Raw genomic sequence first — 16,950 nt, forward strand, 5'->3', positions numbered from 1 at the left:
CCCTCCATTACTTCAATGTAAGAAATTCCGCAATTGGTCCTAACACTAACATTGGGAAGAACGTTAATGCCCCAACAATTACAATTGTTCCAATGAAAATGCCGCCAAATAAACCATTATCTGTTCGGAATGTTCCAATTGTTTCTGGTACGACCGTTTTCTCTTTTAATGAAGCCGCTACAGCGAGCATTGTAATTAGGCTGAAATAACGTCCCAAAAACATCACAATACCAGTTGTAATATTCCAAAACGCTGTATTGTCTCCTAAACCTTCAAAACCGGAACCATTATTCGCTGCCGAAGAAGTATATTCATATACAACTTGTGTCAAACCGTGAAAACCGGAGTTTGAAATAGCATCTGTTCCGAGATGAGTGGAAAGAGCAAATGCTGAAAACCCTAAAATAAGTAAAGGATGAAATAGTATTGTTACCGCAATTAATTTCATTTCCTTTCCTTCAATCTTCTTCCCTAAAAATTCTGGTGTACGTCCAACCATTAACCCCGATATAAAGACCGCGATAATTGCGTACATAATAATATTGATAAATCCTGCACCAACCCCGCCGTATACTGTATTTAACATCATATTGACAAGTGGTACTAAACCGCCAGTTGGTGTTAACGTATCGTGCATTGTGTCAACAGCACCGGTTTCCGCTGCCGTTGTTACTGTTGCGTACAGTGACGAAAAGACTGTTCCAAAGCGAACTTCTTTTCCTTCTACACTACCTTGACTATGTTGCATCCCCATTTGATTTAACACTGGATTTCCATGTAACTCTGACGTCACGATTGTTGTAAATCCCATTAAAAATACGATGAATAAAGAAACGAAAAGAACGCGCCCTTGTTTTTTATTTCCTACCATTCTTCCGTACGTGAATGGCAAAGCCGTTGGTAACAGCATCATTAACATCATCTGTAAAATGTTACTAATTTGACCTGGGTTTTCAAATGGATGCGTTGAGTTTGCACCGAAAAATCCTCCGCCGTTGTTCCCTAATTCCTTAATCGAAACGAAAGAAGCAACTGGACCACGTAATATACTTTGTTTCACGCCTTCAATTGTATGAGCTGTAACTGCACCTTCTAACGTTTGCGGTACACCAAGAGCAACGAAGATCAACGCTCCTATAAATGCAATTGGAAGAAAAACCCTTGTTAAAGCACGTGTAAAATCTACGAAGAAATTCCCAAGTTCTTTCCCTGCCAAACCTCTTATAAAAGCCATTACAATCGCTAATGTTGTCGCTGGTGCTGTAAACATTAAAAACGTAATTCCGATTAATTGTGATAAGTACGATACACCATTTTCACCGCTGTAATGCTGTAGATTTGTATCTGCCATAAAACTAATCGCTGTATTAAAAGCGAGTGTGGGTTCCATTCCCTGAACATGAGCCGGATTTAGTGGCAATACGCCTTGCAAGCGAAGTATGAAATATACAACAACAATCATAAATCCATTAAGTGCAACTAATGATAATGCATATTGCTTCCAGCTCTGGTTATAAGGCTTCACACCGGAAATTTTAAAAATAATGTTTTCAAAAGGCCCGAATACTTTATCCAATTTGCTATTCCCTTGAAACGCCTTCTCTAAATAAATTCCGGTTGGCTTTGCAACAAGAATAAATAATAACATTGTAATCAAAACTGCAATCCAAATCATAATAAACCTTTCCCCCTAATTAAAACTTTTCTGGATTTAATAGCGCATAAACTAAGTACACAGTAAGTAAGCCAACAATAATGGATACCGCAATACTCATTGCTTCTTCCCTTCTTTCACAACGTTATCCGACCATCTTGCAAGACCGATCATTGATACAACTAACACAATTAAAATTCCGATCATAGCGATATCTAACATTCTTCATCCCTCACTAAACGTAAAATTTTACCATTAAAAGCATAAAAAAGAACACTGAGGATCTACTCAGTGTTCGAAAATGAACAACACAAAAGTAAACCTCCTCTCCAAACGCTTACGAGGTTAGCTGTCGGATTCGGGCCTAAAGAGTAGCCCTACTTTCATCATGAAAGATTCACCCCAAGTGACAATGCACAAAATTGGTTCCCCCGCTCCATTTCTGGACTCAGCGATATCAGGTTGTTTTTGGAAATTTTATGAACAATTTATGAATGTAAATATACTCCTCTAATTTTCACTTGTAAAGAGGTAAAATAACGAAAATATGAAAATATAACCCCTTTTAAACGCTTACATCAAGGATAAATACATCTTTATCATCCATTTTCTTTTATTTTCTTCCTTTTTCATTATGTATACGTTATTTTGCAAATAAAAAAAGAAGATTGTCTCTATGAATCAAATTTAATTTCCAGGCATATAGGCCCAATCCCGCTTTCCCTCCCTTTGTTTTATGAAAAAAAGCCCCTGACCGCTTCTATGCACGGCCAGGGGCTCTCGCCCACCTAAAAAAGATGTTTTTATGCTAATTTTTCAATTCATATTGATAGATAACCTTCAAAACAATGAATCTAAATTATAAAAAAAAACGCAAGTTACGACCTCGAATATACACTCGCACCAATTCTGCATGCTGCTTCTCATATTCGATAATGTCTTGTTCTAAATATAACTGGATATCTTCTAGCGGAAGAATCACATATGGTTTTGGAAAGAATGGATCATGTTCTGCTAACTCATGTACCCGTTCTAACGATAACGCCCAGCGTTTTGCTAAATCACGGCAAAGTAATACTTTCATCGCTTCTTTCATATCCGATTCCTCCGCCCCTACTCTAAAGTCAAAAACGAAATATTATCACAAGTTGTAAACACCACTAATTGAACTCCAATCGTTTCATAGAGATGCTTTGGATATTGTTTATTTCGCGTGACAACTGTAATAGGCGCAGTAAAAGAAGATCGAATACGTTCGGCGAAGAAACTAATTGTGGATAATTCATCTCCTAATAAAATCGCTTTTTTAATTCCTTTGCATATGTTCACTATCATGCTCGGATCATCCGGACAGCAATATGTTTGTTGAAATCCACATGCTTTCACTTCACTTGCCACATGCTCACTCGCTGTAAAAATGACCATTTCACCTTGAAGAGGTACTAAATCTTTCAAACTCTTTACTTTCGCAGCTTCTCCTACACAAATGAGCGTGTACTCTTTTTCCTTATCCATGCACTACATCCTCCTCCACATAAAAGAATTTTTAAGTATAGATTAAAATTCTCTTATGCTAGTCGGACCGATGAATTGATGTATTCACTTGCACCATCCTCTCTCAACACGCTTACGGAGTTAGCTGTCGGATTCGGACTTTGAGAGTAGCCCTACCTTCAAAAAAGGATTCACCCCAAGTGACAATGCACAAAATTGGTTCCTCCGCTCCAAATTCTGGATTCAGCGTTCTAAAAAATAGATTCTGGCTGATATATTACTCCTAATTTTGGAAAAAGTAAACGTAAAAAAAATACATATTTATACACGTACACTTCTATGTCCATACGCAAAATGATTCGTTGGTCCGTGACCGCTGCCAATGTTCAGCTCATCTTCAATTGCTATACTAATAAAGTTCTTCGCTTCACGAACTGCGTCAGCAATTTTATAACCTTTCGCGAGTCCTGCTGTGACAGCTGCCGCAAACGTACAACCACTTCCGTGTGTTTGGATAGAAGCAATCCGTTTACTTCTATACTCCATAAATACATTTCCATCAAACAATAAGTCAATTACTTCATTCCCTTGATACGCTGCATGTCCGCCTTTCATCACGACAAACTTCGCACCTAAATCATGCAGCATCTTCGCAGCTTCTTTACTATCTTCAATTGTATGAATCTTCATTCCTGTTAATACTTCTGCTTCAGGAACGTTTGGCGTAATTACCGTTGCAAGCGGCAGCAAATGTTCTTGTAATGCTGCAACTGCTTCTTGTTGTAATAACGATGCGCCGCCTTTGGCAATCATTACAGGGTCTAGCACAATATTATTCCATGAAAATGATTTAATATTTTCAGCTACGACTTTAATAATTTCACTACTAAATAACATTCCAAGTTTTACTGCATCAGGCGTTAAATCCGTACCGATAGAATGTAACTGCTCTTCAATTCCTTCTCTAGGAACAGGATATACCCCTTGTACGCCAAGCGTATTTTGGGCCGTAATCGCTGTAATGGCTGTCATTCCGTACACACCGAGCTCTTGAAACGTTTTTAAATCTGCTTGAATCCCCGCACCACCGCCACTATCAGAGCCAGCAATCGTTAATGCTTTATTCACTTTCATTTCCCTCACCCTTTTTAACCAAAGTAACGATGATAAATCGTTTTTGCTTCCGCTATATCCTTTGTCCCATGCACAAGCACACGACCGTCTTGAAATGCCACTAACCGTTTATTATCAACAGAAAATGATAGTAAATAAGGGTTGGCCGTTAAATCCGTTACACGATTTTGCAACAAATTTTGATACATAGACAAATGAAGCTGCTCTTTATGCGGCGGACGAATTTGTACTGTATTTCTTCCGCATAAAACAGCTGTCTTGGAAGTATTCTCCTTACTTAAATACGGATAAATAGCTTCCTCCCCGCATGATAAGCAGTGCTTATTTCGCATTTTTTGTACGTTTATGCATGAATATTCATTTTTCCATACATCAAATGACACAAGTCCATCACGAAGTGCCTCATAATCTTCTACTAAAATCTTTAATGCTTCCGCAACTTGATGTGATACAACAATGGATACAGCAGGCGAAATAATTCCTGCCGTATCACATGTCGCTCCCCCGAGCGGGATCGATTGCAATAAACAAGATAGGCACGGCGTCTTTCCTGGTAAAATTGTATAAGAAAGACCGTAACTCCCAACACAAGCTCCATAAATCCATGGAACAGAATACTTTTGCGATATATCATTTACAATAAAACGCGTCTCAAAGTTATCTGTTGCATCGATGATGAGATCTACACCTGTGACAAGTTCTTCTAGCTCTTCTGCTGTTACATCTTGTACGTAAGCTTCTACAACTACATCACCATTAATGGCTTGCAAGCGCCGCTTAGCTGCCACTACTTTTGGTAAATGATTTTGCACATCACTCTCGCAGTATAACTGTTGCCGCTGCAAATTACTCCAATCAATGTAATCGCGGTCAACAATCGTCACTTTGCCAACTCCAGCGCGAACGAGCATCTCTGCATTTGCACTACCAAGTGCTCCCACGCCGATAATCAGGACATGTTTTTCTCTTATTTTGTGCTGTCCTTCTTCTCCAATTGGAGAGAACAACACTTGACGGGAATATCGGCTATTCAAGAATACTCATTCCTTCTAGCGGGCTACTTGCAGTCGCGCAGCGCTTACGTGCAATACGCCCTGCTTCAAAACCTAATCTTCCTGCCTGAATACTAAGCTTCATTGCCTCTGCCATTTTCACAGGATCTTTTGCTCCCGAAACAGCTGTATTTAATAACACGCCATCTGCACCTAATTCCATCGCAAATGCGGCGTCAACTGGACTACCAATGCCCGCATCAACAATAACGGGAACAGTCGCTTGCTGGATAATAAAGCTTAAATGCAATGGGTTTACAATCCCAAGACCAGAGCCGATTGGTGAGGCACCAGGCATAATTGCATGGACGCCTAACTCTTGTAATTTACGTGCTAACACAACATCATCAGACGTATACGGCAAAACGATAAACCCTTCTTTTAATAGCATTTCTGACGCTTTTAACGTTTCAACTGGATCTGGCAATAACGTTTTATCATCACCGATTACTTCTACTTTAATCATGTCGCATAAGCCTGATGCTTTCGCTAATTTCGCAATGCGCACTGCTTCTTCTGCTGTTTTTGCTCCTGCTGTATTTGGAAGAAGGGTATACTTTGTTACATCAATTTTTTCTAGTAAATTTGGCTGCTCTGCATCAAAAATATCCATCCGACGCACTGCAAACGTTAAAATTTCTGCTTCTGATACTTCAATCGCTTTCTTTTGCACATCAAAATCGGAAAATTTCCCTGTTCCTAATAACAATCTAGACTGAAAAGCAAATGGTCCAATCTTTAACATAATCAACCGCCTCCTACGAATGTTACAATTTCAATTTGATCTCCCTCAAAAACAGATGTATCTTGATGATTCTCTTTTTGTAAAATATCTTGATTACGTTCTACAACAACAATTTTCGTCTCTAATCCCAAATGAACAAGCAAATCAGCTACGCTTTTAACCTCACTTGGCACGTCAACTTGTCTTCCGTTAATTTTTAAGTTCAAGCTTTCATCTCCTTACGAAAAATATACATCGCGGTTATGCAGAGTAAAACATGACCGCCGCTTGCTTTCTCCCTTTGTTTTAATAGACCCTAACCGCTTCTATGCATGGTCAAATGCTCTCTCCCCCCTCAAAAAAGAAAGAGATTTTAGATTGATTTATATAGATTGTGAAAGCAACGAATCTAGTAAACGATTCTCTTGCTTTCCTTCTATCAAATCAGCCATATATTCTCCTGAAACGGGACTTAATAAAATTCCATTTCGATAATGGCCCGTACAAGCGTATAAACCAGTAATCTCTTCATGCCTGCCGATATACGGCATATTATGATTCGATTGCGGACGTAATCCTGCCCATGCTCCGTCCCATTCTGCTTCTTTTAACGCTGGCAAAATCCGATATGCACGCTCTAATATAGAAGTAATACTTTCAGGACGTACCGCTTTGCTATATGTATGAGGTTTCATTGTTGCCCCGATGACATAACGTCCGCCGCGCTTCGGTGCGATATAAAATCGCTCTTGAAAAATAGGTGCTTGTAATAACGGCTTACGACTGCGCACTGCAACGACTTCACCTTTAACAGGATATGTCTCCCATTCATGGTGAAAATATTTTAATAGTTTTGTACTCCACGAACCTCCAGCAATTACTACGTTTTCACATGAAATCGTGCCTTCTGTTGTAAGTAATCCTGTTACGCGATTATCCTTCATTTGAATATCAAACACTTCAGTTTCTTCATATATATCGGCTCCAGATATTGCAGCAGAGTGAGCGAATGCTTTCGTCAGCTTCGGGGCAATCACATGACCATCTTTTGGATGGTAGACTGCTCCAATAATAGAAGAAGATAAATAGGGCTCTTTTTCCCGTAGTTCTTCTCCTGAGATAAAATGGGACTCTTCTCCTGTTTGCTGTTGCCATTTCATAATATGAAGAAGCCGTACACTCTCTTCTTCATTTTGAGCAATGCGGTAAATCCCTTTTTCTTCATACCCGATATCAATTCCGGTTTTATCACGTAATAGACTTGCAAGTTTTGGAAACATCGCACGGCTTTTCCTGCCTAATTCAAACAGCGGATCGTATTCATCCCATTCCGCCTGTACACCTAATAATCCGGCTGCTGCTTTAGAGGCTTCAGAAGCAATCTTTTGTTTTTCAATGATGGCCACTTTATAACCTCTTTCAGCAAGGAAATGTGCAACTGAACTTCCGATTACACCGCCGCCAACGATGGCAACATCATATATTTTTTTCATGATTTCTCGCCCACTTTCGTATCGTTTCCTTATATAATTTTGCCTGCTCATTCGGTTTTACTGCGTTTAAAATTCCGGACATAATTGCAATACCAGTAGCCCCCGTGCCGAGTACTTCTGCTGTATGATTAGGAGTAATCCCTCCAATAGCGGTGATTGGGATTGTTAAACGTTTTGCTATTTCGGTAATTCCAGCTAATCCTCTTGGCGGAACTCCTTTTTTAGAGTTTGTTTGAAACAAATGCCCATACAGAAGAGAATCTGCACCACTTTGAAAAGCAAATACAGCTTCTTCAAATGAATGAACGGAGTAACCAACATGTAAATAAGAAAATTTTTCTTTAACAGACTTTACATCCACGCTGTGATATCCAAGTTGTACTCGTCTAATATTGAATAAAATTGCAATATCAATCCGACCATTGATGACAAGTTTAGAAGAAGGAAACCCCTTATATAAGAGCTTTTCCACACCTTCATATAACTCTTTCGTACTTTTCTCTCGCTCACGAATGTGCAAATAATCTATTTCACTTTCAATATCAGTTGCTATATGCGCTAACTCTTCAAATGACATACAACCATTTGATATAACGTGAAGCTCAGCTTTCATATCCATTCGCCTACTTTAAAATGTTTTCAAACAACTCATTTGCCGGAACCATTTCTTTTGTCATTCCTTTTTCTTTTAACCACTTGTTTTGTTTTTCCCACGAACTTGCTGTATCTGATAAAAATGGTTCATCTTTCGTTTCCATTTTGTCCAATAAAATTTTCATACTTTCTTTTTCAACTTCTGGAATCAACGGGAAATTTTCTTTTTCTTGATGATTTAATAAAATGTTTAATGCTTCATCTGGATTTTTCTTCATAAATTCATACCCTTTTTTCGCCCCGCGTAAAAAGGCTTGTAATGTCTCTTTATCTTGTTTCAATGTTTTGTCGCCTGTTACAAATACAAGTTCATGATAGTTCGGTACACCGTAATCCGCTGGGTTAAAATATGCTGGCTCGTAACCTTCATGACGCATGACTGGAACTTCATGATTAATGTATGCCCCTGTAACAGCATCTACTTTTTTCGTAGTAAGAGCCGGTACTAAATCAAAACCAACATCAACTACTTTTACGTTATTTGGGTTTCCCCCGTCTTCTTTAATCATCGTTTTTAAATACTCTTCACTTAACGGTGTCCCTGAATATCCAACTGTTTTTCCTTCCAAATCTTTAGGAGAAGAAATGCCTGCTGATTTTAACGATACAACATGGTTTAAAGGGGAACGAACAACTGCACCGATAGATTTCACTGGAATGTGTTCATTCGCTCTCGCAATCACAACGTCAGGCTGATAATACAATCCAACGGTTACTTTTCCTGCTGCTGCTAACGTTAATGGATCAGTTGGATTGGAAGGAAATTTAATATTTACCTTCACACCTTCTTCTTTAAAATAACCTTTTTCAATTGCTGCATAAATAAAGCTATGCACTGCATTTGGATACCAATCGAGCATGACAGTTACTTCTTTTTCACCCTTTTTCTTTTCTGATGCCGAATTGCTAGAACACCCAGCAATCATCGCAATTAACAACGTAAACACAAAGATGCGCTTTACTAATTTCATGAATGCTTCCTCCAACTAATCAATTTCTTCTCAAATATCGAAACGAGTAATACAAAGAAAATAGCGAGTAATGACAATAAAACAATTGGTGCAAACACACCCGCACCATCCATTTGTGTCATCATTCGTTTACTAAAATAGCCTAGCCCCGCTTGTGCCCCGATCCACTCTCCAATCGCTGCCCCAATCACGCTAAACGGCACAGCCACCTTTAAAGCTGAGAAAAAATAGGGCAGTGCAGACGGTAATTTCAATTTTAAAAATATATCTTTTTTTGTTGCACCATATGTAATTAAAAGCTCTTCCCACTCCTTTTTCGTACTACGAAGGCCATCATACGTATTCACTGCAATGGGAAAGAATGTAATAAGTACTGTGACAACAACCTTACTCCAAATCGAATAGCCAAACCATAAAACAAATAATGGTGCTAAAGCTGTAATGGGAATTGTTTGTGAAGCAACTAATAACGGATAAAATGCTTTCTGGGCAAATGAACTGATACTCATCATCATCGCTAATCCAACACCTAATACAATGGAAATGACAATACCAATCACTGTAACAGAAAGCGTTGCCGGTAAATGTACCGTAAGCAATATATCCCGCAAATCCCATATTTTTTGAACAATAGCACTTGGAGAAGGTAAAATGTACATTTCATCGAGAATCCGTGCTCCTACTTCCCAACCAATCAGCAAAATAGTCGTTACAATAATAGCTGGAATATAATCTACAACTCGCTTCATACAAGCACCTGTCTTTGCAACATGCCAATAAGTTCATCTTTTAATGTCAGCATTTCCGGGCGATGCAAATCCTTTCGAGAGCGCTCTTGCCCAAGCGGTACAACCCGCTCAGTTAATGATGTAATGGGCTGTTCTGTTACGACAAAAATACGATTAGAAAGAAAAAGCGCTTCATCAACATCATGTGTAATAAACAAAATCGTTTTTCGCCAATGTTTCCATTGTTCAAACAGCCATTCTTGCAAAGATGCCTTCGTTAATGCATCAAGTGCACTAAACGGTTCATCTAATAATAAAAGTTCGCCACCCGTTAACAATGTCCGAATAAACGATACGCGTTGCCGCATTCCGCCTGATAAATCTTTTGGCTGTTTCTTTTCATATCCTTGCAGTCCAAACTGCTCCAGCAGCTCTTGCGCTTTCATTTGCGCTTCTTTTTTCTTCATTCCTTGACATTCAAGAGGCAAAGCTGCATTTTCAATAATGGTTCGCCACGGGAGTAACATATCTTTTTGCGGCATATATCCGGCAGGAGTTGTTCCCATTACATCAATCGTGCCGGCACTTGCTTTCTCAAGTCCCGTAATAAGCCGAAACAATGTACTTTTCCCGCAGCCGCTCGGCCCAATAATACTAATAAATTCCCCTTCTTGTACTACAACATCAAGATTCTCTATAATCGGCTTCTTATCATAATGAAAAGAAACGTTATGAAATTGTAGTATGTTCTTGCTCCTCAAAACCCCACATCTCCTTACGATATGCCATATCCCAAAATAAATATTCAAACCGGCTGGAATATAAGAAGATTTCTTCTAAACGATTCAGTTCTTCTTCTGTTTTCCCAACTGCAATTTCATTACACAAATCAATTAACCATACACAAAGATTCCCATATTCTTCAGAGCTGTATCCTTGGATCCACTCACTGAAAAATTCATGATCGCGTGCTCCTGGAATAGCATTTAAGCGCTTCCCAATCTCCCAATAACTCCACATACATGGAAGCAACGCCGCAATTAACTCAGCAAGTGTACCGTTTTGTGAGACAGACATCATATAGTTTGTATATGCTAGATTCATAGCAGACGGTTTTGCGAATTCCATCTCTTCAACAGAAATTCCTAAACGTTTTGCATATTGTTTATGAATCGTCATTTCTCCATTTAAAATTCCATCAATTTGTTCAGCAAACCTCGCCATGACTTTTGGATTTGTTGCTTTTACAACACCGATTGCATATAACTTTGCGTAATCTAACAAATACAAATAATCTTGAACAATATAATATTGAAATCTATCTTTCTCTAACGTTCCATCTCCCATACCTGTTACAAATGGATGATTATGACTTTTTTCCCAAACAGGTTGTACTTTTTCAAATAGTCTTTCACAAAATGTCATCTCAGCTTCCCCTTCCTGTATATATGTTCCAAATAAAAAAACCACTTCTATATAAGAAGTGGCCACAGCAAACAAAAGAAAATCCCATTTGTTGTTTCCACTTCCCTACGCTAGCATCACCTAGATCAGGTCATAAGGGTTAAGGTTTTTACCTCTCTCAGCTTTTAAGCACCCCTAGTGGTGTTCTATAAAATTGTCAATAAAAAATCCCCGTTTCTATGCATAAAGAAACGGGGACGTTATTTATATCGTCCAAATTGCTTCCCTACGCTAGCATCATCTAGATCAGGTAAAAGGGTCAAAGACTATAGGTCTTACTCTCAGCTAGCAACACTAGCTCCCCTAGCATTATATTCATTTAACATAGTCAGTATACCATCGCCATATCTCATCGGCAACTCTTTTCATTTATGAAGTGAAACTTCCATCGGTGGAGTTTCTTTATCCCTCACCTATCTTCTTCGCTTTTTCTAAATCTTAAGGTAGGGCCTTACCTTCCAAAAGTAGTGTTATAAAGTGAAACACTAATCGTTTAAACAAATTGAACTCCCCCTACCATTGCGCGCTTGAAGTAGGGGTCTTCTCGTCAGATATGATAAAACATTAAAAAACATATTGTAAGTTCAGAAAAAAACAAATTCTTTCCATCTATTTTCATAACAGCTATAAATCTGCTATCCTTTTATTATATAGCTATATATCCAATTCAATTTTTCGACATATAAGCCGCTACTATGTAGAATATAACATGTACTCGTTTTCTCCTTTTGTTTTCAACCTTGTATGTGGTAAGAAAAGGTCCTGACCGTTTAAAAAGAACGGGGTTTATCGATTTTTTAACTTGTATATATGGTGAAAAAGCATTCGCTTGTTTTTAATCAACAAATATATTACAGACTCAGCATCTTTATATTATAAGTTTAATTATAATAGCTCATTACATAAGGAGGTCTATGAATATATGAATTTAAAAGTCGCTGCAATAACAGCAACTACTGTAGCAGTTGCCTCTATGCTCCCCTCTATAGCAGAATCTAATGTACATACCGTAGCAGCAGAACAAACATCAAAAGCAAAAATTGGTTATGTAAAAACGAAAACATTACAAATGTACAATAGTCCTAATGGGGCAGATTATGTTGTTGACAGCATTACACGCGACACTCCCGTTACAATTCTTGAAACAACAAATGAATGGTATAAAGTTCACGCTCACAATAAAACTGGCTATGTAAAAAAAGAAGCAATTTCTTTAACAAAACCACACAATAGTGGGAATCAATATATCGTAAATACAGATGCATTAAACATTCGTTCTGAACCAAATACACAATCTGAAATTATTACTGTATTACCAAATGGGAAATTTGTTACTGTTCAAGAAGAACAAGAGGGATGGTATAAAATTGTACATAATGGAACAAGCGGCTATGTAAGAAAAGAATTTTTATCTAACGCCGATCAGCCATTAGTAAAAGGAATTACTGTACAAGGTATAAATTCTTATTATGTTGCCACTCCGACATTAAAAGTACGTAGCGGAGCAGGAACAAATACAGCTATTATCGGGTCTTTAACAAATGGAACACAAGTACAAGTCGTTGAAAATGTAGGAACATGGTATAAAATTCGCTACGGATTAGGATATGGTTATGTCGCGCAGCACTATTTAACACAAGGACAACAGCAACAAAAACCGCAAGCTACACCGTCTATTTCAGCTGTATTTAAATATCCCGCTCAAGGAAAAATAAGTTCAGAATTTGCTGTACGCTGGGGAAAAATGCACTATGGCGTAGATATTACAGCAACAGGAAATGCTCCAATCCAAGCCGCAGCACCTGGAACTGTTGTTAAATCATATTATTCTACAAGCTATGGAAACGTTGTATTTGTTGCTCATCATATAAACGGGAATTTATATACAACTGTATATGCTCACATGAAAAGTCGAGCTGTCAAAGCGGGAGATACAGTGGCAACAGGCCAATTGCTTGGTTATATGGGAAATACAGGACACTCGTCTGGACAACACTTACATTTTGAATTACATAACGGGGAATGGAATTTTGAAAAAACAAATGCTGTAAATCCACTTCCTTTCTTAGTTAGGTAACGCATAATGGCACGTAATATTGCGTTAACTATTGAGTGTTTAGCATTTCTCGGTTTAATTTGTTGCTTAGTAATTTATAACACAAACATTGTATTTTTAAGCATTATTATTGCGTTTGTTGCTTGTGAAGTGATGATGGAAACATTCAAGATTCGACTAAAGCGACATATTTCACACATATATACCGTACTATTCATTATAGGTTCTTTATTAACAAGCATTACTTTTAATGACTTCCATGTCTCCGCAATGTTTCCAGTATTTTTTATGACTATTCTTCTTATAGTATCTCAGTATATATATGTTCCAAAACATCGTAAACAACAACATGAAGAAACATGGAAAATAGGAAAATAACGCCACAATTCTTTGGCATTATTTTCTTTTTCTTTACTATTAAAAAAGGATTCCACATGATGTAGAATCCTTTTTTACGTTCTATACATCTATTTTGATTTTTCGACATATAAGTCGCTGCGATGTAGAATGTAACATGACCGCTACTTGCTTAGTCCTTTTGTTTTAGTAGAAAAAGGCCCTGACCGTTTCTATGCATGGCCAAATGCTCTCGTCCTCCTAAAAAGAAAGGGGGTTTATGCTTTTATATAAAGTGAAACTTTAATCAGTGGGGGTTTTCTTCATCCCCCACTGATTATCAGCCCTCACCAATCGGGCTTTTACGGGCAGTTTATCTCCCACCGAACATTCTAGCCACTGGAGCTGGACAATGCTTTCGCTGAATTTTGAGGTGGGAGTATTACTGCCCACAAATAGCGGGATAAAACCACTTTTCTAGTTTATCCGCATGCATACTGCTCATAAATAAAACTTAAATTATATTTATGTTCTAAGTCCATACGTTGTTCGTCGCTGCACCAATAAAATAAAATATCATGTATTGATGCATAGCGCTTATTCTTTAAAAATTGCTTAATAAAGGAAGGAAAACAATTTGGTAATTGTTTAAATATATAATTGCGTAGTAGTTCCTCTTTATAATCGATTCCTTTGCATAAACACATAAGTTCTTCACAATAATACATTTGTTGTGGAACTTGAATCATTTCAAAAAATGGAATGTATGATAGTAATTTCCCAATAAAGTGCTCATATTTTGTTATAAATTCAAACGATATATGTTCCATCATCTCTTTTATAACAAACAAATAATCATCAACATGAGTTGTCTTCAACGGATTAAGACGATCAGATATTTGTGCAATCACTGCGCGCTGACATGCTACAACAGCACGGCTTGGTTCATAATATGTTAAAAAATCCGTACATTTTCTATATTTTTTTAATAAATCTAACGTGTATACATCACATATATATGTATTGCAATATATTGCTAACTCCATTAAAATTTCATCTAACTTCTCTTTTGATAATCCCTTTGCTTGTTTACAAAGATACAGAAACATAAACTCCATCACTTCTTTATGAGACAAGAGTGTCTTATACTTTTCAATACACTCTACATTAAACTTAATTCTTTCCCAAATAAGATCATCATTACTTTCTAATTCCGTAACTTTTTGCTTTACAGTTAAATAATTCCAAGCAACTACTTGTGTAAATACATCCCATGATTCGTATTCTAGCGATGTTTGCACGAATTCCTCTAATCCCTCAGCAATCATAAAATCATAGGCCTGTTGATACCATCCTACTTCTTGACATAAACGAATAATCCGAACTAAAGTTGGCATTTCATCTTTATGAAACTTCGGCAGATCATGTAATTTTTTCATGCCATATAAAATAAAAGGAATTAAATTTTCTTTCTTATAAAATTCTTTTTCTTTCCAAGCCAGAATAGTTCGTTCTTTTCCTTCTCCCTTTGGATACTCTGGTATAAGCAAAGAGAGTAAATCAGCAAAATTTTCCGGCTCTGCATACGCATCCGTAACCAAGTTCCAATTCGGATCGGTTTGCATAATCCCCATATAATCCCCCCTCCATTTTCTATATGTATGATAAAATATTTGAATGCTATTAAACTAATCATAAATATTACTATATTCAAAATAACATATAATACTTATATTTATTAGTATACCATCTTTTTCATATGTTAATAGTCGTTAACGAAAAAATTAGAAATAATTTACATAAAATATAGATTTAATCTGCGGGGAAGCCCCCACAGATTATTCATTAAGCTAATGGAGCGCATGTTAACATGCTTATCCTTCACTACATCTTTGCTTTCAAATGAATTTTCAGATGAAACATTCCTACCCTGCAAACAGAATAAAAGTATCGCTTTCTTTAGTCTATTTGCTCTGATATTTCACTTAAGGCAACGCCTGCTTGATCATCTGCATATTTAGTTGTTGCTAAATCACCAAGTGATAGCATCCCAACAAGTTGTCCATGTTCAACTACTGGTAATCTTCTTATTTGGTAACGTGCCATTAACTCTGTCGCTTTTTCAATAGCGTCATCAGGTGACACTGAAATAATTTGCGTTGTCATAACATTTGTAATTTGATTGGAACCTGGATGCTTTTCTGCAATTCCCCGCACAACCAAATCACGGTCTGTTACAAGTCCGATAACTTGATTATTCTCCACAACAGGAATCATTCCTATATCTTCTTCTTTCATTTTCACCGCTGCTTCATATACGTTATCTAGTGATGTACATTGTACAATATTCGTGCTCATCAATTCTCGAACAGTTGTCATAAATATATTACCCTCCTTTACACACTTTAGCATCTCCAACCCTCTTCATTTCAATTCGCAAGTTCCTTAAAAGATAAACGAAATACCAACTCTAAAAACATTAGAATTGCGAAGAGTAAATATAAATTTTATCGTTCTTATTTGAGAAGGAAATTTGTAAAGATACAGAGCAATAAGTAAGATGAGGTTAGTAAAAGAAATACTTTATACCGTAAAATATTCATGCAACATTTCGTTATACAGACATCAAAATGAATTGATATCGTTCAAATCTAAGTATAGCTAAAATAATCATTTGGTAAAAATATAATGTACCATATTCTTTCCTAATTACACAAAATCATACAAAATCCTTCATTATTTATAATAAAAAATAAAACATTTTATAATACGATGAAGATATACTTATTGTTAAAATAACGTGAAACGATCATCGGTGGAGTTTCTTTATTTAGCTACTTTTGGTTAGTTAAAGCATTCTCGTTCTTACTGCCCAAAAGTAGCTGAATAAACGTATGTATAAGGAGATCATTAATCAATGAAGTAATATAATATGAGGAAGATATAATGTATGATATTATTTTTCTTCAAATAAAAAGAGTCAGCACTATGCTGACTCTTTTTATAATGACCCGTACGGGATTCGAACCCGTGTTACCGCCGTGAAAGGGCGGTGTCTTAACCACTTGACCAACGGGCCATGGCTCCGCAGGTAGGACTCGAACCTACGACCGATCGGTTAACAGCCGATAGCTCTACCACTGAGCTACTGCGGAATATGGTGGGCCTAAATGGACTCGAACCATCGACC

The 16,950-nt window shown here is 37.2% G+C and carries 19 protein-coding genes, 2 tRNA genes and 4 riboswitches; of the genes, 2 read left to right on the forward strand and 19 right to left on the reverse strand.

The features are described 5' to 3' along the window. Positions 1–7 precede the first annotated feature (7 nt). From kdpA to tenA, 15 genes are all read right to left on the reverse strand, one after another. Positions 8–1,675 (reverse strand): potassium-transporting ATPase subunit KdpA, encoded by a 1,668-nt coding sequence (gene kdpA, locus MR076_RS17860; protein WP_242222760.1) that lies wholly within the window; start codon positions 1,673–1,675, stop codon positions 8–10. Between the two features lie 19 nt (positions 1,676–1,694). Continuing rightward, positions 1,695–1,775 (reverse strand): K(+)-transporting ATPase subunit F, encoded by an 81-nt coding sequence (gene kdpF / locus MR076_RS17865; RefSeq protein ID WP_020062503.1) that lies wholly within the window; start codon positions 1,773–1,775, stop codon positions 1,695–1,697. Further along, positions 1,772–1,876, reverse strand: a complete 105-nt coding sequence (locus MR076_RS17870) for a hypothetical protein (RefSeq protein ID WP_242222762.1) — start codon at positions 1,874–1,876, stop codon at positions 1,772–1,774. Before MR076_RS17870 ends, kdpF begins: the two co-directional genes overlap by 4 nt. Before the next feature lie 98 nt (positions 1,877–1,974). Next, a riboswitch (cyclic di-AMP (ydaO/yuaA leader) is annotated at positions 1,975–2,118 on the reverse strand. 395 nt (positions 2,119–2,513) lie between these two features. After that, complete coding sequence (locus MR076_RS17875; RefSeq protein ID WP_242222764.1) at positions 2,514–2,750, reverse strand: hypothetical protein; 237 nt, start codon at positions 2,748–2,750, stop codon at positions 2,514–2,516. 17 nt (positions 2,751–2,767) lie between these two features. Next, on the reverse strand, positions 2,768–3,169 hold the full coding sequence (locus tag MR076_RS17880; RefSeq protein ID WP_242222766.1) for a hypothetical protein: 402 nt from the start codon (positions 3,167–3,169) through the stop codon (positions 2,768–2,770). A gap of 93 nt (positions 3,170–3,262) precedes the next feature. Beyond that, positions 3,263–3,407: riboswitch (cyclic di-AMP (ydaO/yuaA leader) on the reverse strand. Between the two features lie 62 nt (positions 3,408–3,469). After that, entirely contained in the window at positions 3,470–4,282 is an 813-nt protein-coding gene (thiD, locus tag MR076_RS17885) for a bifunctional hydroxymethylpyrimidine kinase/phosphomethylpyrimidine kinase (RefSeq protein ID WP_242222768.1), read from the reverse strand. Between the two features lie 14 nt (positions 4,283–4,296). Beyond that, positions 4,297–5,316, reverse strand: a complete 1,020-nt coding sequence (locus tag MR076_RS17890; protein WP_242222770.1) for a thiazole biosynthesis adenylyltransferase ThiF — start codon at positions 5,314–5,316, stop codon at positions 4,297–4,299. Then, entirely contained in the window at positions 5,309–6,079 is a 771-nt protein-coding gene (locus tag MR076_RS17895) for a thiazole synthase (protein ID WP_242222772.1), read from the reverse strand. The genes MR076_RS17890 and MR076_RS17895 overlap by 8 nt, the downstream gene beginning before the upstream one ends. 2 nt (positions 6,080–6,081) lie before the next feature. Beyond that, entirely contained in the window at positions 6,082–6,285 is a 204-nt protein-coding gene (thiS, locus tag MR076_RS17900; protein ID WP_242222774.1) for a sulfur carrier protein ThiS, read from the reverse strand. Positions 6,286–6,441: 156 nt separating this feature from the next. After that, on the reverse strand, positions 6,442–7,551 hold the full coding sequence (thiO, locus tag MR076_RS17905) for a glycine oxidase ThiO (RefSeq protein WP_242222776.1): 1,110 nt from the start codon (positions 7,549–7,551) through the stop codon (positions 6,442–6,444). Beyond that, entirely contained in the window at positions 7,535–8,164 is a 630-nt protein-coding gene (gene tenI / locus MR076_RS17910) for a thiazole tautomerase TenI (RefSeq protein ID WP_242222777.1), read from the reverse strand. Before tenI ends, thiO begins: the two co-directional genes overlap by 17 nt. Before the next feature lie 10 nt (positions 8,165–8,174). Then, the gene (locus MR076_RS17915; RefSeq protein ID WP_242222779.1) at positions 8,175–9,176 is read right to left on the reverse strand and encodes an ABC transporter substrate-binding protein; all 1,002 of its coding nucleotides are present in this window, start codon (positions 9,174–9,176) and stop codon (positions 8,175–8,177) included. Further along, complete coding sequence (locus tag MR076_RS17920) at positions 9,173–9,925, reverse strand: ABC transporter permease (RefSeq protein ID WP_242222781.1); 753 nt, start codon at positions 9,923–9,925, stop codon at positions 9,173–9,175. The genes MR076_RS17915 and MR076_RS17920 overlap by 4 nt, the downstream gene beginning before the upstream one ends. Continuing rightward, positions 9,922–10,665 carry an ABC transporter ATP-binding protein gene (locus MR076_RS17925; RefSeq protein ID WP_242222783.1) on the reverse strand — a complete coding sequence of 248 codons (744 nt, stop codon included), beginning with the start codon at positions 10,663–10,665 and terminating at the stop codon, positions 9,922–9,924. Before MR076_RS17925 ends, MR076_RS17920 begins: the two co-directional genes overlap by 4 nt. Further along, on the reverse strand, positions 10,634–11,329 hold the full coding sequence (gene tenA / locus MR076_RS17930) for a thiaminase II (protein ID WP_242222786.1): 696 nt from the start codon (positions 11,327–11,329) through the stop codon (positions 10,634–10,636). Before tenA ends, MR076_RS17925 begins: the two co-directional genes overlap by 32 nt. 85 nt (positions 11,330–11,414) lie before the next feature. Next, positions 11,415–11,515, reverse strand: a riboswitch (TPP riboswitch). A 59-nt stretch (positions 11,516–11,574) separates the two neighbouring features. Next, positions 11,575–11,683, reverse strand: a riboswitch (TPP riboswitch). Between the two features lie 607 nt (positions 11,684–12,290). On the opposite strand from tenA, the gene MR076_RS17935 reads away from it, so the two are divergent. Then, positions 12,291–13,445 (forward strand): SH3 domain-containing protein, encoded by a 1,155-nt coding sequence (locus MR076_RS17935; protein WP_242222788.1) that lies wholly within the window; start codon positions 12,291–12,293, stop codon positions 13,443–13,445. 6 nt (positions 13,446–13,451) lie between these two features. Then, entirely contained in the window at positions 13,452–13,802 is a 351-nt protein-coding gene (locus MR076_RS17940; protein WP_242222790.1) for a hypothetical protein, read from the forward strand. Between the two features lie 440 nt (positions 13,803–14,242). Here MR076_RS17940 and MR076_RS17945 read toward each other — a convergent pair whose 3' ends face one another. The 4 genes from MR076_RS17945 to MR076_RS17960 form a co-directional block, all read right to left on the reverse strand. Beyond that, positions 14,243–15,394: a DUF3965 domain-containing protein gene (locus tag MR076_RS17945; RefSeq protein ID WP_242222792.1), complete on the reverse strand. Its 1,152-nt coding sequence runs from the start codon at positions 15,392–15,394 to the stop codon at positions 14,243–14,245. A gap of 325 nt (positions 15,395–15,719) precedes the next feature. Beyond that, positions 15,720–16,139: a CBS domain-containing protein gene (locus MR076_RS17950; protein ID WP_242222794.1), complete on the reverse strand. Its 420-nt coding sequence runs from the start codon at positions 16,137–16,139 to the stop codon at positions 15,720–15,722. A gap of 628 nt (positions 16,140–16,767) precedes the next feature. Next, positions 16,768–16,839: transfer RNA gene (locus tag MR076_RS17955), tRNA-Glu, on the reverse strand. 1 nt (position 16,840) lies between these two features. Further along, positions 16,841–16,915, reverse strand: a tRNA-Asn gene (locus tag MR076_RS17960). Positions 16,916–16,950 lie beyond the last annotated feature (35 nt).

It is taken from the genome of Bacillus cereus group sp. BfR-BA-01380 (genome assembly GCF_022663535.1).
GTDB classification, from domain to species: Bacteria; Bacillota; Bacilli; order Bacillales; family Bacillaceae_G; genus Bacillus_A; species Bacillus_A cereus_BB.

Excerpts from the sequence above, each read along its gene's own strand:
- kdpA (WP_242222760.1), bottom strand. The coding sequence starts at position 1,675 with ATGATTTGGATTGCAGTTTTGATTACAATGTTATTATTTATTCTTGTT.
- kdpF (WP_020062503.1), bottom strand. The coding sequence starts at position 1,775 with ATGAGTATTGCGGTATCCATTATTGTTGGCTTACTTACTGTGTACTTA.
- MR076_RS17870 (WP_242222762.1), bottom strand. The coding sequence starts at position 1,876 with ATGTTAGATATCGCTATGATCGGAATTTTAATTGTGTTAGTTGTATCA.
- MR076_RS17875 (WP_242222764.1), bottom strand. The coding sequence starts at position 2,750 with ATGAAAGAAGCGATGAAAGTATTACTTTGCCGTGATTTAGCAAAACGC.
- MR076_RS17880 (WP_242222766.1), bottom strand. The coding sequence starts at position 3,169 with ATGGATAAGGAAAAAGAGTACACGCTCATTTGTGTAGGAGAAGCTGCG.
- thiD (WP_242222768.1), bottom strand. The coding sequence starts at position 4,282 with ATGAAAGTGAATAAAGCATTAACGATTGCTGGCTCTGATAGTGGCGGT.
- MR076_RS17895 (WP_242222772.1), bottom strand. The coding sequence starts at position 6,079 with ATGTTAAAGATTGGACCATTTGCTTTTCAGTCTAGATTGTTATTAGGA.
- thiO (WP_242222776.1), bottom strand. The coding sequence starts at position 7,551 with ATGAAAAAAATATATGATGTTGCCATCGTTGGCGGCGGTGTAATCGGA.
- tenI (WP_242222777.1), bottom strand. The coding sequence starts at position 8,164 with ATGAAAGCTGAGCTTCACGTTATATCAAATGGTTGTATGTCATTTGAA.
- MR076_RS17915 (WP_242222779.1), bottom strand. The coding sequence starts at position 9,176 with ATGAAATTAGTAAAGCGCATCTTTGTGTTTACGTTGTTAATTGCGATG.
- MR076_RS17920 (WP_242222781.1), bottom strand. The coding sequence starts at position 9,925 with ATGAAGCGAGTTGTAGATTATATTCCAGCTATTATTGTAACGACTATT.
- tenA (WP_242222786.1), bottom strand. The coding sequence starts at position 11,329 with ATGACATTTTGTGAAAGACTATTTGAAAAAGTACAACCTGTTTGGGAA.
- MR076_RS17935 (WP_242222788.1), top strand. The coding sequence starts at position 12,291 with ATGAATTTAAAAGTCGCTGCAATAACAGCAACTACTGTAGCAGTTGCC.
- MR076_RS17940 (WP_242222790.1), top strand. The coding sequence starts at position 13,452 with ATGGCACGTAATATTGCGTTAACTATTGAGTGTTTAGCATTTCTCGGT.
- MR076_RS17945 (WP_242222792.1), bottom strand. The coding sequence starts at position 15,394 with ATGGGGATTATGCAAACCGATCCGAATTGGAACTTGGTTACGGATGCG.
- MR076_RS17950 (WP_242222794.1), bottom strand. The coding sequence starts at position 16,139 with ATGACAACTGTTCGAGAATTGATGAGCACGAATATTGTACAATGTACA.